This window comes from Mesorhizobium sp. 131-2-1 (assembly GCF_016756535.1).
Classification (GTDB): Bacteria; Pseudomonadota; Alphaproteobacteria; order Rhizobiales; family Rhizobiaceae; genus Mesorhizobium.
The window spans coordinates 6,578,005-6,592,639 of sequence record NZ_AP023247.1; the positions used below are offsets into that span (position 1 = coordinate 6,578,005).

Consider the following 14,635-nt stretch of genomic DNA (forward strand, 5'->3'; position numbering starts at 1 on the left):
ATTCTCTTCCCTATGGCTACAAACTGATTCACGCTGTGAGCAAGGCGACAGATCCGGCTGCGGCGAGTGTAAGGTTGCCCAAGCGCAATGCACTGCCGGTACCCGGAAATTTGAAGTTTGAAAGATGCAGGACCGACAGCACAAACCCTGCACCGATCAATAGGTTGCCCAGGCCTTGCACCGGCAAGTGATGGTCGGCGACGAAGAGGAACGCCAACACGAAGAGATTATTGTTCAACGGCAATCCTCTGCCGAATCCGTCAGCGTCCAGTCCGAACGTCGAAAAATAGCTGAGGCGCAGAGCCCCTGACAGGATGAGGCAGTTGGCAGCCAACAATGCGGGAACGGAGAACGCGTTGAAGGACAAAATCAGAACCGCTGGAAAGACGGCTGCGTAGACCAAATCAAGCAGCCCGTCCAACGCGCCACCCAGCTGTGCCATCAAAGCGGACCGGTTCGGGGAACTCTTCGCGACCATGCCGTCGGCATCATCTGCCAAAAGAGCCCACAAGCCGAAACAGATGCCAATCTCGAAGCGCCCGATCAAAGCAAAGTAGATCGCCGTGGTGGCCAAGATCAGCCCAAGGGCCGTAATGGCATTTGCAGCGTCGAACAGATAGCGGATCATCCTCCTACCCCCGCCACGGCGGCCGGCGCGTCGGCACTATGTCTGTGAGGTCGCTCGAAGGCGAAAATCCTTTCCGCTACCCGCAGGTCCTGTTCACTGTCGATCTCGTACCATCGCAAATCGTCACATCGCGCCGCGGCGAGTTGCAGTCCGCGCTGCTCGATGAGATGCGCGAGCAGCTCCTCGCTATAGGCTTTGATTGCGCCCGAGCCGATCAGGTCGTGGAGGACCGGGACGATCGCCGTTTGGAGTTCGGCGCCAGAGAACCGGATGAGGTTCATCATCTTGAAGAGCACCGGGGTGCCTGATACCAGATTTGCCGCCGTTTGCTTCAACCGGACTTCGGATATGAAGCCGTTGCTGGAAAGGACGACCGCGGACCCTTCCATGGATGGATCGAAGGGCGCGACCGCGGCGGCATTGGCCGCCTCCACCCTGATCAGGTGGCGCAGCGCATCTTCTTCAAAGAAGACGTCACCTTCGAGGAGATAACAGTCGCCGGAAAGAAGCGTGTCGCGTGCCAGCCAGAGCGAGTAGGCGCTCCCTGTCTTGTCGAAGACCGAGGACTCGACATAGTTGATTTCAAGTCTACCGAAGCGTTCGCCACAGGCATGGCGAATGGCATCCTTGCGATAGCCGACAACAATCGTCACCTCTTCAACTCCCACCGTCTGAAGGTTCCACAGTGCATTGTAAAGTATCGGTGTGCCGTTGACTTCGACGAGGGGCTTGGGACACAGATCGGTCAGCGGACGCAGGCGGGAGCCGAAGCCGGCAGCGAGAATGACGGCTTTCCTGGGAGCAGCGGGAGGCATCTCATTCACCTCTTTCGTTGTGTTGCGGTGTCATTTCCAGGAGTTGAGGAATTCGACGAGCCGGGCCAGGCCGGTCGCGAGTTTTTCAGATGGAATTCCATAGGACAGGCGCAGGCCGGCGGGGTCACCGAACGCGGCGCCCGACACAGCTGCGACGCCAGTTTCGGCAAGCAGTGCCGTCACGATATCGTCGGCTGTCGTTGAGGCGCCGTCTTCCGATGCCGATCGCAGCAGATGGGAAAGGTCGAGATAGAAATAGAAGCCGCCTTGCGCCCTGGGGACCGGTACACGCGTCAACCAAGCAAGCACGTCAAGACCGATCCGTCTGGCGCTTGTGAGGCGTGAACGCAGCTTGCCTTCATAGTCCGAGCCACCCCTTTGCAAATGGGCGAGCACCGCGTGCTGGGCAATTACGTTTGGATTCGAAGTGGTGTGCGATTGCAGCGCGTTGACGGCATTGATCACCTCTTTTGGACCCGCCAGATAGCCGATGCGCCAGCCGGTCAATGCCAGCGATTTGCTGAAGGAGCTGACGATCAGCGCGCGTGCTCGAATTTCGGGGGCGACCGAGACGATCGGATGGTGGGTATGATCCTCATGCACGAAGTCGCCATAGCACTCGTCGAAAATGATCCACAGGTTGTGGCTGACCGCCAGTTGAGCGATGGCCATCAGGGTCTCAACATCGTAGACCGCACCGGCCGGATTGCTGGGCGTGTTGACGACGATCGCCCGCGTTCGTTCGGTGACCGCCTCCTTGATGTGCTCGGGGCGCGGGACGTAACCATTGGATTTGGTGTCGACGAAGACCGGTGTCCCGCCGGCGATTAGCACCTGGGCCGGAAACGTTGTCCAGTAAGGCGCCGGGATGATGACCTCGTCGCCCGGGTTCAGCAGCACCATTGCGGCATTGAACAAGGCCTGCTTCGCTCCGGACGTCACGGCAACTTCCTCGGCCTTCCAGATCTGTCCGGTATCGAGGGAGATCTTCCGCGCCAGTGCCTCGCGCAGCTCCACCATGCCAACCGTATCGGTATAGCGATTGACGCCCTTATTGATGGCGTCGATCGCGCCGTCGCGAATCGTGGGAGCAAGCTCGCTCCAGATCTCGCCGGCGGTCAGATCGATGATCTCCTTGCCAGCATCGGCCGCCGCTTTTGCGGCAGCGCGCGCCGCGGCGGTACCCGATGTACCGAACAGGTTTGTCCGATGCGCAAGCATGTGCGCTCCCGTTTTCGTTTGCTTTCAAAGACGGGCTGGGCCTGCTACCGCACGCCGGTCGCCGTCTGCGGCAGATATTTCTCTTCCGCCGCTGAGAGTTCCTGGTAATTGAGCAGATCGAAGAGTTCGTCGAGCGTCGCCACCTCGTCCTCGATACCGGCGGTACTTTCTTCGCGGAGGATGCGGTCGCAGACCTGGCGCATGGCCGAGATCGCCGCGCGCATGTTGTGGTTCGCCCATATGACCGTGGAGATTCCGGCCGCCCGATACGCGGAGACCGGTGTGCGGTAATATTTCGTAGGCACGATCACGACCGGAAGGCGGTTCTGCCAGGCGCGCGTGAAGGCGAAAATCTGCTCAGCGTTGGACTTGCGGGAATGAATCAGAATAGCATCGGCGCCGGCCTCAGCGTAGGCTTGTGCTCGCGCCAGCGCCTCATCCTCTCCGCGGCCGGCGATGAGCGCCTCGATCCGGGCGACCAGAACGAACTCCGCATCCGGCACTTGGTCCTTCACCGCCTTAAGCCGGCCGCAGAACTCGGGAATATCGGCCAACGGGTGCCGATCACCGATGAACGAGTTCATTTTCGGGAACGCCGTGTCCTCGATACATATGCCGCTCGCGCCATGTTGGCGCAGCTTGCGGGCGACCAAACGGGCATTGTTGAAGTTCCCGAACCCGCTGTCCCCGTCGACGAGGACTGGAATGTCCACCGTGTCGGAAATTCGCTCAACGACATCGACGAGTTGGGACCAGGAAGCTTCGTTCGCATCTCGATATCCGAGACTGGATGAAATCGAGAGGCCGGACGCCCAGAGCGCCTTGAAGCCAGCGCGCTCGGCAATCGCCGCCGAAAGGCCGTCATGAGCCTCCATTGCGAAGGCGAGTTCACTGGACGCGATCATTCGGCGCAAGCTCTCTCGCGTCTGCGCACCAGACTGCCTCTCCACCATACGGTCTCACCTCCACCGACGCTGTCCAGCCGACAAGCCTGTCATCGCTGCCGACGAAGTACTTTCAGAGGCGAACCGCTCTGCCCACCGATCGGCGATCTGCCACTGTCGTGCACACGTACAGAATCAATGAAGCAAGGCGCGTGCCGAATTGGCGAACCACCTGCGCCGCACCAGTTCTCCATACCGGCGGGCCAGGTCCCCTCTCGACATTTGTCGGGCTTCCGACATCCTCGTCCAACTTCGGACACAAGAGGGGTAGCGGGAGGGAGTGGCTATTCGTCTACGCCATGGCGGCCGTTCCGAGGCTGCCGATCAACGGTCTCAAGCGAGATGGACAGGGAGCGGAAGACCGGCGGTCCGTGCAGGCAAGGACGGACGACGTTGGTCTTCGATCCCGGTGATCGCCGGTCGGCTTGATTATTTATCCATGCCTCATGGACGAAGTGTCGAGCATCGGCATGCGAGATTTCAGCTCCCCCAGTGGCCGTTCCGAACTTCAAGCCTTGACCTAACCAAGCGACTTGTTGATCGATGGGATGATCTTGTCTCCCCAGAGCTCAATCTGGCGTAGCATCGTCTTTTGGTCGAAATCTCCCAATTGGGTCTGAATTGCGATCTGGTCCGGCTTCAGGATACTTATCTCTTCCAGCAGGCGATCGATGACGCGACTTACGCTGCCGATCGGCAGGTTCTGGCGCATGGTCTCGAACGACAGATCCTGCTGCGTCGGTGTTTCCTGCAGCAGATAGCCGTCCCGGCTCTGCTGGCGGCGCTGATGAAGTGCTTCAGATAGCCGGCGCTGGAAGCGGGCGTTGTCGAGATAGCTGTCGATCTCCGCCTGATCGTCGCTGGCATAGCAGCAGCGCAGAAGCCCTATCTTGGCGGCGGTGACATCCTTACCCCGCGAGGCCGCTGCTGCCTCGATGGTCTCACGCAGCGTTCTTAAGTTTTCCAAGCCGTTGTGGAACGCCGTGACGAAAAGATTGTGGCCCTCACGATAGGCCCGGCACATGCTTCGCGCGGACCCGCAGGCGATCCAGATCGGTGGGGCTGGCCTTTGGATGGTGCGCAGCGAAATCGCCGTTAAAGGTATCTTCTCATACTGGCCATTGTGCTCGAAGACCTTCTGGTTAAGGCCCTTGAGAAGGATATCCAGGTATTCCGCAAACACGGCCGGCGCCTGATCGACATCGACGCCGAAGCGCTCGAACTCGAACTGCTGGTATCCCGAGCCGACGCCGAGTTCGAGGCGGCCGTTCGAAACGATCTCGGCAAAGCCGATCTCGGAGAGCAGGCGCTGCGGTTGATATAGCGGCAGCACACACACACCGGTGCCAAGGCGAATGGTGCTCGTAAGGCCAGCACAGTGCGCCACCATCATCAAGGGCGAGGGAACCAGGCTGTAATTGTTGAAGTGGTGCTCGGCGAACCAAGCGGTGTTGAAGCCAGCCTGCTCCGAAGCGATTGTCTGTTCAATGGAGTTACCTATGACGCTGTCGCACGATTGATGATAGCCTCGCTGGGCCGCCAAGATGAACGTCGCGAATTCCATGGCGTGTCCCTCGTTTACACAAAGTGGCCAATCAAGCCTTCGACTTGTGCCGATTGCGGGTGGGTCGCGGTATCGATGCGGCCTGGCGACGACGTAGTCGACGATCTTGCGCAAAGCCGCTTATCGTTCGGCGGCCGCAGGCAAGCGCCAAAACCTGGCTAGTCATTCGACCCTGATGACGAGTTTTCCGTCACCGATGAAGACGATCACTTGGCAAGCCGCGCTTGGCACGTTCCATGCAGCCGCAGTCTCAATCCTCGAACCTCGTCGGCTTCGACGAACCGCAACCCGTCGCCGGCGAACATTCCGTTGGATTTTCTTGATCGGTTGGCTGGGCGTTTCGCGCGTCAGCCAACGAGGTCAAGCCGCCGTCCACGTAGAGGGTCGAGCCGTTTACGTATGAGGCATCAGGCGAGGCCAGAAAGAACACTGCCTCGGCGACGTCTTCGGGCTCTCCCATCCGCCCCATCGGGATGCGCCGTTTGATCGCTACGGAATCGATGCAGCCGGACTCGACCAACTGAGCAATGTCAGGCGTACGGATATAGCCAAGAGCGACGGTGGCCGTTCGGATGCCGACCGACCCGAGTTCGGCCGCCATGCACCGGGTCAGAATGTTCATACCCGCCCTGGACGCCCCATAGGCATGGCGCGCCACGAAGGGCAGGAAACTATTGATCGATCCAAGATTGAGGATTACGCCGCCGGCGTCCATCGACTTGATCGCCTCGCGCGCGCAGGTGAAGGTGCCGGTGAGATTGACGTCCAGCACCCGCTCGATCTGTTGCGGGATTTCGATCCCTCGCACAAACGTATCGGCAATAGCAGCACAGTTGACGAGGACCTCGATGCGACCGAAGCGCCCCCGTATTTCCTCGAACAGCGCCACCACGTCGCTCTCGACCGCCAAGTCGACGGATTTCGCCACGTGCCTGCCGCCCAGCAAATCAGCGAGTTCTGCCGCCCCAGCACCATCTTTATCAGCAATCACGACTGTGTCGGAGTTCGCGGCAAAGCGGCGAACGACGGCGGCGCCTATACCGTTCGCGCCGCCCGTCACGACCACTGTGCGCGCGCCAGTTCGTTCGGCCGGCCGGAAGAGTTCGGCTCGAGGCGTCTCGTCGACCGGCGGGTGCGCGTCGCCCGGCTGGTTGAACGACATCCAACCGCCGTCGACCGTCAGCACCGATCCTGTGATGTAGCCCGTCTGTGCGCTGGCCAAAAAACGCACGGCCCGAGCGATCTCGTCGGGGCGCGCCATTCGCCCCATGGGCACGCGGCGGCGCACGGCCGCGAGGTCCATCTTGCCCGCACGTTCCAGTTCCGCCACCATCGGCGTGCGCACGTATCCTGGCGCTACCGCCGTTACGCGGATGCCGCGCGAGGCCCACTCGCATGCAAGCGATCTCGTGAGAGCGATCAAGCCTGCCTTCGAGCTGGCATAGGCGTTGCGCTTGGGATTGCCGAGCACGCCCGCCAGCGAAGCGACGTTGACAATGGCAGCGCCGGGCTGCATGCGCCTCGCCGCTTCGCCGGCCATGATGAAAGGCCCGATCAGATTTGTTGCCAGCACGCGTCGGAAGGCCTCGAAACCGGTGTCGATAGTCGCAGCCATGGCGGGTCCTATCGCCGCGTTGTTGACGAGAACATCGATTTTCGCGAACTGCGCTTCGATGCGGCCGTATAGGGCGACAATGTCCTCTTCTCGTGAGACATCGCATTCGAGGCCCAGATGCGGATGGCCGAGACCGCCGGCCAGTTCAAGAACGCCGCTGCCAGGAAGGTCCACCGCAACGACGATGTCTCCATCGGCGGCAACGATCTCGACCAGCGCACGGCCGATTCCGCCTGCCGCTCCCGTTATGATGACGACCCGTCCTGCCTGCTTCATATGAACCTCTCCGCAGCCAGCGTCAGAGATATCGACGCGAGTCAGCCGCAAGACCGGTCGCGGACGTCCTGGTGACGGCGAGTTTCCATACCGGGTAGACGTGTTGCGTTCCGCGACCGCTCCCGCGACGCGGCTCCGCAATTGGGAGCCTTGGAAAGCATTGTGGTGACATGCATGGCATTTTCATTTTGATGACGAGCTGCGGCGCTTCCTGAGCGCGTAAACCGGGTCATTGGGATGCGCTGCTCCGATCGGTTGCCGCAAGCCGAACCGTTCTGCCTCGGGGACCGCTGGTGGGGTCTGCTCTTCGAGCCAATCGTAAACGACGGTCCGTTCGGCAATGCGCCACGCCCCTTCCCTCTTCTGAAAAAGATCGCAGTAACGGCCGCAGAGAAGCACCTGGCGTGCTTCTCCGTCATTGTCTGGTCCGCGTTGCAGCGCGGTGAAATAGCTTTCGACCACGGCCTCCGACGGGTCGATGAATTCGATCAAGACGTTCGTGATCTGGTGGATTAAGCGCGGTCCGGTTTTGAAGAGACCAAGCGCAAACTCAAAGAAGCCCTCGGCTGAGCCGCGATAGGCACCGTGATTGTCATGCGCATCGGGCCAATATGCACTGCGCAGCGCAGCCTCATCCGCGCGGTCTATGCCGCGGCAGTACCGATAAAGGCAGTCGCGGATCGCCTCGCGGTCGCGCAGTTCGGTGATTTTTGCCTGGCCCATCGCTCTGTCGCAAATTTGAGATTGGAAGAGGCGTTTCGTGCCTCTAGGTGCGTGCAAGGTCGAACCGATCGGCAACTGAAGAAGCCAGAACGGAGACGAACTTCACGTGTCGCGTGCGTGTCATTGAGGTCTCGATGCCGGAGAGGAGGTTGGCAGGGAAGCGGCCGGACATCTTGCTTTGCGGTGTGGGGCCACGTCTCGTCGATTCCACCTAAGCTTCCCCAGTTCTTGGTTGCATGGCGGCTGGTTCGAACCGCGCTGCCGAGGTGCGATCGACTTCCAGCGCACGTTCGGGGCAGGATCGCGCGCCTTGTGACGCAAGCAGTTGCTCCCCCTCCGCAACCTGAATGTCACCGGGCAGGATGTAGCCATCGTCATCAAGCTTGAAGATGTCCGGCGCTTGCGCCCAGCATCGCGCGTGCCCCTGGCATTTGGCATTGTGGACGATAATGCGCATAGCGCTGCCTCCATTGTCTTGGCATGGCTCGGCGATGGTCATGACCAGTCCAGGATCAGATTTTCGATCCCGAACACATGGCCGCCACAGGTGATGGGCGCTGTACCCTCCTTGATCCGGAAGGTCGGTATGCGCGCCAGCCATTCCTCCAGGCCAATGACAATCTCGCGCCGGGCAAGGTGTGAGCCAAGGCAACGGTGGGGACCATAGCCAAAGGCGGCGTGGCGGTTGTGATCTCGCGCCAGATCGACCGTGTTGGGGGATTCGAATTCCTCCGGGTCGCGATTTGCAATCATCGTGGCGCACGAAACATAGTCCCCCTTTCGGATCGGCGCGCCTTCGAAGTCGATATCTTTCGTAGCCACGCGGATCAACTGAATGGGCGGATAGGCCCGCAGCAACTCTTCGGTTGCGAGCAGGATGCGGGCCGGTTCGCTGCGCAGCAGTTCCTGATCCTTGAGGTTGCGCGCTAGATAAGCCAGGTCAAAGCCAATAGCTGCTGCGACAGTGTCAAGTCCCGCGACGAACACAAGCACGCCGATGCCACGGATCTCCCCGTCGGTTAGCCGGCGGCCCTCGATCTGTGCCTGCACGATGAAGGTCATGAGATCGTCGACCGGATCCTTGCGGCGATTGGTTGCAAGTTCATCGATGAAAGCCACAATCTTGCGGGCAGCCACAGGTCGTTCCACATCGTCGCCGTGGAGCAGATCTTTCGCCCAGCCGACAAATGTATCGAGTCCCTGATCCGGCAACCCCAGAAACCGAAGGAAGATGCTGACAGTGAACGGAAAGGCAAAATCCTTCATGACGTCGCAGCTCGTGGCCGATGCGGTGATCCGGTCGATCAGGGCTATCGCTCGCTCACGGACAGCCGGTTCCAGTGCCGTCACCCGCTTGGGCGAAAGCAGCGGACTGAGCAGTGAGCGAAATGCGCCATGGGCCGGTGGATCGAGCTCAAGCGGGATCGTCGGCCAGGTTTCGCCCAGTATGGAGGAGAAGATGCTGCGATGGCTGGAAAAAGTTTCAGTGTCCTGCAGCACCTTACGCTGATCTGCGGCGCGGGTGATGACCCAGGTGCCCCGGCCATCTTGCGTGTTGTAGGGGGAATAGAAGATCGGAGGCCCGTCATGGGCGCAAGCGACGGCTGCGTGTGGATCCCCGTTGGGCGTTGGTGGCATGCCTGGCGATGTGAACAGGCTGAAGTCTCTCACCATTTCGGGCGGGACATGATCTGGGACCGGGTTGATCGCCATTGCATTTCTCCTGCCGCCTAACCACTAACCAGGCCGCGCACCATGGCATCTTGGTCATCTAGAGAGCCGACGAGCGAAATCGTCGGAGACCCGGCGTTTTCCAGCTTCGAACGGCGAACCGGAATGAAGCTCTTGCTCCACAGCGGTTCGGGGTCGATCATCTCTGCGAGGATATCCGCAGCGCGGCACGCGAAAGACCGGTTGGCCGCCGAAGTGCTCGCCGGTCTCCTCAAGCGCCGGCGAGAGGACAGGAGCAAGCACATTCTGGTCGAACCGTATCTGCGGATCGATCGGTGGCCATTGGCCGGTGCCGGGCGGTTGTGACGGTGACGCCAGTCACGCCGGTCGATATTGCATTCCGCGGGCAATGCCCGTTTCGGATAGAATCTGAACTGACGCTGACCTGACATGTCGTCTTCCTTCATTGCATTGAGCGCGATATCACTCACGAATGGACGCCAGTCGGTATCTCCTGCCGTCTCACATGAGAGCTTCAAAAGTCGTGCCAACGGCGCGGAAAGAGCCCTGCAGGAGATTTTCTACATATCATTCAACAGCTTGAACGAATGCGCAGCCGCAAGCCTGGCTGTCCCGGACATGACAAACCCGACAGCAAAGTCGCGGCAGCTTCAAAATGCTCCGAGAGCACAAGGCGGCTTTTTCCATCACCTTGGGACCGTGCCCGCCTCACGCAAGCGCGGTTCAGAAAGATCACATGGCCAGCTTGCTAATGGACGTGCTGGCTTTTTTGTACCCGTTGTCGATTTCGAAGCGGTCTCGCGAGCGTCGATAGGGCGAAGCGCGTGGGCCTGTCAGCCGTCTCAATCCTGAGAACGGAGGCCATAGGGACCCTCGTCAGGTTAACCCCGATCGACTCCTGTCCCTCGTTCCGAGTTTGAGCCCAGATTTTCGCTTCGAATACGAGCCACGTGTTCGCCGCGCCGGCGACCCGGCGACCCGGCGACCCTCCGGTCCGACTTCCGACATTTTTGTCCAGCTTCGGACAAAGAGGGTCGCGGCTTGATACCCATAAAGGGGATCCCCTCCGCCCAGAGCCCACGATCTGGTGATTATGGGCGCGCTCGGTCTCGGCGAAGGCATGGTTCTGGCCGCTCAAGGCAAAGAGGGTCGCTGCAAAAAACAGTGTGAACCCAAGCCTAAATCAAATGGCATGGCGCTTGCGTCGTACTCGGCAGAACCCATCACAAGGTGGCCAGGAGTAAGACCATTGCTGACATCGCGACGCCCCGTACAAGCGCGTACCGTTCTCGTTGCCGCGGCAAATCGAGAGCTCGTTTCTTCAGACGCCCGTGCTTGCGAGCGGTTTTGCCATGGCTGATCCAAGGCCGACACAAAACGCGCGGCGCCCGGCCGAATTGCCGGCCGAGGTCGATGCCGTGTCAGTTTCAACCGAAAAAGCAGCGCACCAGTTTTCCTCCAGGAGCACATTGATGACCGTCAAAAAAAAGGTTCCTTTCGTCACCTTTCGCACGCGTGTTCGCGATGACTCCATCGAGGGGCCAAACCCGTACCGCTGGGAAGACAAGACATCCGACGACTATTTCCGCGGCAAGCGCATCATCCTGTTCTCGCTGCCCGGTGCCTTCACCCCGACCTGCTCGACCTTGCAGTTGCCCGATTTCGAAATGCTCTACGACGAGTTCGAGAAGGAGGGAATTGACGCGATCTACTGCGTTTCCGTCAACGATGCCTTCGTCATGAATGCCTGGGGCAAGGCCCTGGGGCTGCAGAAAGTCCAGCTCATCCCAGACGGCTCGGGCGAGTTCACCCGCAAGATGGGCATGCTAGTTGCCAAGGACAATCTCGGCTTCGGCATGCGCTCCTGGCGCTACGCTGCCGTGATCAACAATGGCGTAGTGGAGCAGTGCTTCGAGGAGGACGGTTTCTGCGACAACTGCGAGGCCGATCCCTATGGCGTATCGTCGCCGCAGAACGTCCTTGAAACGTTGAGAGCCGCCAAAGCCGTGACGGCTGCATGATCTAGACGAGTCAACGTCTCGAAAATCCCCTTGCACAAGGCGAAGGGTCGCTCGGTAGGAGTTTCACGCTAGCCATGGAGTCCTCAGCAAGCCTGCTTCAGCGTCAGAAGCAATCGTTGGTTTTGACGCCGCAAATGATGGAATCCATTCGCCTGTTGCAACTGGCGCATCCCGAACTGCATCAGTTCGTCGAGCAGGAAATCGAGAAGAACCCCTTTCTGGAACGGGCCTCAAACCGGGCGCCGAAGGACATTCCGTCGATTTCGGCCGGGAACCCGCGCATCGGGCCGACCACGGGCGGAATATCGGATCGGGCCTCGCAGTGGAAATCAATCCGCGGCAAAAACAATGTCCAACCGGGGGGAAACCATGCGTTCGAAGATTCCTGGACGTCCATCGAAACATTGCACGACCATGTCGCTCGTCAGATCGCTCTCAGCGCATTCGCGCCGCTGGAGCGGCGAATAGCTGGCGAGCTTGCCGGTCATCTGGAAGACACCGGATACCTTCCGGTGAACCTTTCGGAACTGGCCCGCAGCCTGAATGTCCGGGAGGCTGTTGTGGAACGGGTTCTCGGAACCTTGCAGCAGTTCGATCCACCGGGTATTTTTGCGCGAACTCTCAGCGAATGCCTTGAGATACAATTGCGGCAGCTAGACAGGTTCGACCCGGCAATGGCAGCGCTGGTCGCCAATCTTGAAGCGCTGGCGCGACGCGATTTTCAAACATTGAAGCGCCATTGCGGTGTCGATGAAGACGACCTTCTCGAAATGTTGCACGAAATCCGCGCGCTCGATCCCAAGCCCGGAAACCGATTCCAATCCGGAGGGCCTGAATCGATCATTCCCGACGTCTTGGTCCAGCCCTCTCCCGGAGGTGGGTGGCAAATCGAACTCAATCCAGACACGCTGCCTAGGCTGCTGATGAACCAAAACTATTTTGCCCAGGTCTCCCGCCTAAGCGCTCAAAATTCGAAAGATCAGTCATTTCTCAACGAATGCCTCCAAAACGCGAACTGGCTAATCCGCAGCCTTGATCAGCGCGCCAAGACGATCCTCAAGGTAGCGGCTGAAATCATCCGCCAGCAGGACGCCTTTTTTGAACATGGGGTCGCCCACCTGCGGCCTCTCAATCTCAGGACTGTCGCGGATGCGATCAACGTGCACCAGTCGACGGTAAGCCGGGTAACGTCGAACAAGTACATGCTGACCCCGCGCGGCGTGTTCGAACTGAAGTATTTTTTCACTGTCGCGATCGGCTCCTCCGAAGGCGGCGACGCGTACTCCGCCGAAGCTGTCCGCCATCAAATCAAGGCGATGGTTGCCGTGGAATCGCCCAACGAAGTGCTTTCAGACGACGACATTGCCACCCGGCTCAAGGAAACCGGGATCGACATTGCTCGCCGCACCGTTGCGAAATATCGTGAGGCGCTGAACATCCCGTCCTCCGCGCGACGTCGCCGGGAAAAGCGCGTGCGTCTTCGATGCCAATCAAGCCCGGTCGGCGGCGGCGACGAAAGCGGCTCTTAAGCGAGCCCGTTCTTGATCCGTGCCAAGTGGCTTTCGCCTTCCTCCGGGCCAAAACAGCTTTCGAAATCGCCGCATTCCTGACAACTGGGCGCGGTGCATAGCGAAAAGCCTTCAGCCTCGCAGAGCTTACGATAGAAATACTTCTTCCATTTCATGTTTTTGGTGTTGCCGGCCGCCAGCGCCGGGAAATGCCTGGCCATTAAGCGGCTGAGTTCGGCCCGATTGAAAAGGCCAAGGTCCTGCCACAGATGGTCATTGCGCAAACTGCGCCTGGCGATGATCTTGGCGAAGAGGGTGCTCGCCGGATCGCCTGGCCTGGCATGTCCAATAAGCAAGCCGCGCAGAAGCCCTTCCTCCATATCCGGCTCGGGATCGGTCAGCTTTTCCAGCGCGAAGGCGTTGACGGGAACAGCCGGGAAATAGCGTGTCATGACATCTCGCAGGTCGGCACGCGAAAGGCCGATTGCTTCGGTCGCGGTCGCCTTGCCGGCCTCGACCTCCTCGAACGCGAGGTAGAAAACACAGGCAAGCACATGCCGGTCGAACGCCGCCGCCTGGTCTGTCGGCGGCCATTGGCTGGTGCTGAAACAGCCACGGTGATGGGCGAATGTGGCGCCGTTCTGCTGGTCTTGTTCCCAGCTCATGCAGCAAGCTGGTCGGCCGCAAGGTGGGTCTGGCAGTTCTTCGGGCAGACGCGGCCGCAGGCGCCGCAGCCGATGCAGCGGCCGGCATGGTCGACGATCATGACCATGCGGTTGAGCTCGCCGTCGAAGTCGTCGTCCTCGCCCGCGCAGATGCCGAGGATTTCGCCTGCGTCATCGACGCCATGAAGGTGCATGACCTCGCGCGAGCAGACCTTGAAGCAGCGGCCGCAGCCGATGCAGGTCGCGCCATCGATCGCCGTCAGATAGTGCGGCGTCCAGGGAGAGCCGTCGCGGGTGACGAAAGCGCCCGTCATTGTGAATTCTCCAACGCTGCGAGTTCTTCCTTTGCCGCATCCAACTCGGCAAAAACCTCGAAGGCTTTCCAGGAGACGCCTCGATCTCGGTCCAGTTGACCGGAAGGTGCTCGGCAAGGTCGTGCAATTCCATCTTGGCGGCTCCCGCGCGCGACTGCAGCTTGCGGACCTTCTTCTGCAACAGCGCAAGGTCTGACATGATCCCCTTCCTCGCAAGCCGGTCGTTACGCCCGCGCCATGTCGGGACGCGCTTCGATGGCCACGAGCGCATCGCCGGCGCGCCGGCCTCGGCGGGTTTCCGGAACGTCTCGAAGCCGAACCGGTGATGCCGATGGACGCTGCAGCCAGCTTATGCAATCCCGCGCGGCGAGACGCAGGTCCGTATCCTTCGAGTTCGGCATAAGAGCGGTTGAGCGCAGACGACAATCAAGATCTTGTTCCCGACGTCGACGCGGGCGGTGAGCGCATATTGTGAGGGTGTCGATTTGGCGACGCCCCTATGCCAGAGAAGGCGGATCTCGCGTGGATCCGGCGCGTTGCTTTCCTTCGCTCCATTGATCGCATCAACCAGGATCTAAATAATCGCGAGGCGGCTGCCGCCTCAGGAGGAAGCCTCAAGCGCCGTGCCGGGAACGCAGGACGCAGCTCA

15 protein-coding genes and 1 pseudogene are annotated in these 14,635 nt (G+C 60.2%); 2 read left to right on the top strand and 14 right to left on the bottom strand.

From position 1 onward, the window contains the following. Nucleotides 1-28: 28 nt before the first annotated feature. From JG743_RS31625 to JG743_RS31675, 11 genes are all read right to left on the bottom strand, one after another. On the bottom strand, nt 29-628 hold the full coding sequence (locus JG743_RS31625; RefSeq protein WP_010913591.1) for a phosphatidylcholine/phosphatidylserine synthase: 600 nt from the start codon (nt 626-628) through the stop codon (nt 29-31). Beyond that, nucleotides 625-1,443, bottom strand: a complete 819-nt coding sequence (locus JG743_RS31630; RefSeq protein ID WP_202296331.1) for a phosphocholine cytidylyltransferase family protein — start codon at nt 1,441-1,443, stop codon at nt 625-627. Before JG743_RS31630 ends, JG743_RS31625 begins: the two co-directional genes overlap by 4 nt. Nucleotides 1,444-1,473: 30 nt before the next feature. Beyond that, entirely contained in the window at nt 1,474-2,664 is a 1,191-nt protein-coding gene (locus tag JG743_RS31635) for an aminotransferase class I/II-fold pyridoxal phosphate-dependent enzyme (RefSeq protein ID WP_202296333.1), read from the bottom strand. A 44-nt stretch (nt 2,665-2,708) separates the two neighbouring features. Beyond that, nucleotides 2,709-3,617, bottom strand: coding sequence for a phosphoenolpyruvate mutase (aepX, locus tag JG743_RS31640; protein WP_010913588.1), 909 nt, complete (start codon nt 3,615-3,617; stop codon nt 2,709-2,711). A 511-nt stretch (nt 3,618-4,128) separates the two neighbouring features. Further along, nucleotides 4,129-5,172: an LLM class flavin-dependent oxidoreductase gene (locus JG743_RS31645; RefSeq protein WP_010913587.1), complete on the bottom strand. Its 1,044-nt coding sequence runs from the start codon at nt 5,170-5,172 to the stop codon at nt 4,129-4,131. Between the two features lie 250 nt (nt 5,173-5,422). Further along, a complete protein-coding gene (locus tag JG743_RS31650) occupies nt 5,423-7,063 on the bottom strand; it encodes an SDR family oxidoreductase (protein WP_202296335.1) in 1,641 nt (546 codons plus the stop codon). Between the two features lie 183 nt (nt 7,064-7,246). Then, nucleotides 7,247-7,786 carry a nuclear transport factor 2 family protein gene (locus JG743_RS31655; RefSeq protein WP_010913584.1) on the bottom strand — a complete coding sequence of 180 codons (540 nt, stop codon included), beginning with the start codon at nt 7,784-7,786 and terminating at the stop codon, nt 7,247-7,249. Nucleotides 7,787-7,997: 211 nt separating this feature from the next. Beyond that, nucleotides 7,998-8,243, bottom strand: a complete 246-nt coding sequence (locus tag JG743_RS31660; RefSeq protein ID WP_027056547.1) for a ferredoxin — start codon at nt 8,241-8,243, stop codon at nt 7,998-8,000. 38 nt (nt 8,244-8,281) lie between these two features. Beyond that, on the bottom strand, nt 8,282-9,499 hold the full coding sequence (locus JG743_RS31665) for a cytochrome P450 (protein WP_010913582.1): 1,218 nt from the start codon (nt 9,497-9,499) through the stop codon (nt 8,282-8,284). 17 nt (nt 9,500-9,516) lie between these two features. Continuing rightward, nucleotides 9,517-9,948, bottom strand: coding sequence for a hypothetical protein (locus tag JG743_RS31670; protein WP_202296337.1), 432 nt, complete (start codon nt 9,946-9,948; stop codon nt 9,517-9,519). A gap of 851 nt (nt 9,949-10,799) precedes the next feature. Continuing rightward, a complete protein-coding gene (locus JG743_RS31675) occupies nt 10,800-10,961 on the bottom strand; it encodes a hypothetical protein (protein WP_202296339.1) in 162 nt (53 codons plus the stop codon). Between JG743_RS31675 and JG743_RS31680 the strand changes: the two genes are divergently transcribed. Next, nucleotides 10,951-11,499, top strand: coding sequence for a peroxiredoxin (locus tag JG743_RS31680; protein ID WP_096458527.1), 549 nt, complete (start codon nt 10,951-10,953; stop codon nt 11,497-11,499). The two genes, JG743_RS31675 and JG743_RS31680, sit on opposite strands and share 11 nt — an antisense overlap. Nucleotides 11,500-11,573: 74 nt before the next feature. Further along, nucleotides 11,574-13,028, top strand: coding sequence for an RNA polymerase factor sigma-54 (rpoN, locus tag JG743_RS31685; protein WP_096453603.1), 1,455 nt, complete (start codon nt 11,574-11,576; stop codon nt 13,026-13,028). Here the strand turns inward: rpoN and JG743_RS31690 are convergent. From JG743_RS31690 to JG743_RS31700, 3 genes and pseudogenes are all read right to left on the bottom strand, one after another. Then, on the bottom strand, nt 13,025-13,672 hold the full coding sequence (locus JG743_RS31690) for a nitrogen fixation protein NifQ (RefSeq protein WP_096453601.1): 648 nt from the start codon (nt 13,670-13,672) through the stop codon (nt 13,025-13,027). The genes rpoN and JG743_RS31690 overlap by 4 nt on opposite strands. After that, the gene (fdxB, locus tag JG743_RS31695) at nt 13,669-13,986 is read right to left on the bottom strand and encodes a ferredoxin III, nif-specific (protein WP_096453599.1); all 318 of its coding nucleotides are present in this window, start codon (nt 13,984-13,986) and stop codon (nt 13,669-13,671) included. Before fdxB ends, JG743_RS31690 begins: the two co-directional genes overlap by 4 nt. Next, nucleotides 13,983-14,185 (bottom strand): annotated as a pseudogene (locus JG743_RS31700) (CCE_0567 family metalloprotein). Before JG743_RS31700 ends, fdxB begins: the two are co-directional and overlap by 4 nt. Between the last annotated feature and the right edge of the window lie 450 nt (nt 14,186-14,635).

Coding starts and splice junctions, on each gene's coding strand:
- JG743_RS31625 (WP_010913591.1), bottom strand. CDS start 628: ATGATCCGCTATCTGTTCGACGCTGCAAATGCCATTACGGCCCTTGGG.
- JG743_RS31630 (WP_202296331.1), bottom strand. CDS start 1,443: ATGCCTCCCGCTGCTCCCAGGAAAGCCGTCATTCTCGCTGCCGGCTTC.
- JG743_RS31635 (WP_202296333.1), bottom strand. CDS start 2,664: ATGCTTGCGCATCGGACAAACCTGTTCGGTACATCGGGTACCGCCGCG.
- aepX (WP_010913588.1), bottom strand. CDS start 3,617: ATGGTGGAGAGGCAGTCTGGTGCGCAGACGCGAGAGAGCTTGCGCCGA.
- JG743_RS31645 (WP_010913587.1), bottom strand. CDS start 5,172: ATGGAATTCGCGACGTTCATCTTGGCGGCCCAGCGAGGCTATCATCAA.
- JG743_RS31650 (WP_202296335.1), bottom strand. CDS start 7,063: ATGAAGCAGGCAGGACGGGTCGTCATCATAACGGGAGCGGCAGGCGGA.
- JG743_RS31655 (WP_010913584.1), bottom strand. CDS start 7,786: ATGGGCCAGGCAAAAATCACCGAACTGCGCGACCGCGAGGCGATCCGC.
- JG743_RS31660 (WP_027056547.1), bottom strand. CDS start 8,243: ATGCGCATTATCGTCCACAATGCCAAATGCCAGGGGCACGCGCGATGC.
- JG743_RS31665 (WP_010913582.1), bottom strand. CDS start 9,499: ATGGCGATCAACCCGGTCCCAGATCATGTCCCGCCCGAAATGGTGAGA.
- JG743_RS31680 (WP_096458527.1), top strand. CDS start 10,951: ATGACCGTCAAAAAAAAGGTTCCTTTCGTCACCTTTCGCACGCGTGTT.
- rpoN (WP_096453603.1), top strand. CDS start 11,574: ATGGAGTCCTCAGCAAGCCTGCTTCAGCGTCAGAAGCAATCGTTGGTT.
- JG743_RS31690 (WP_096453601.1), bottom strand. CDS start 13,672: ATGAGCTGGGAACAAGACCAGCAGAACGGCGCCACATTCGCCCATCAC.
- fdxB (WP_096453599.1), bottom strand. CDS start 13,986: ATGACGGGCGCTTTCGTCACCCGCGACGGCTCTCCCTGGACGCCGCAC.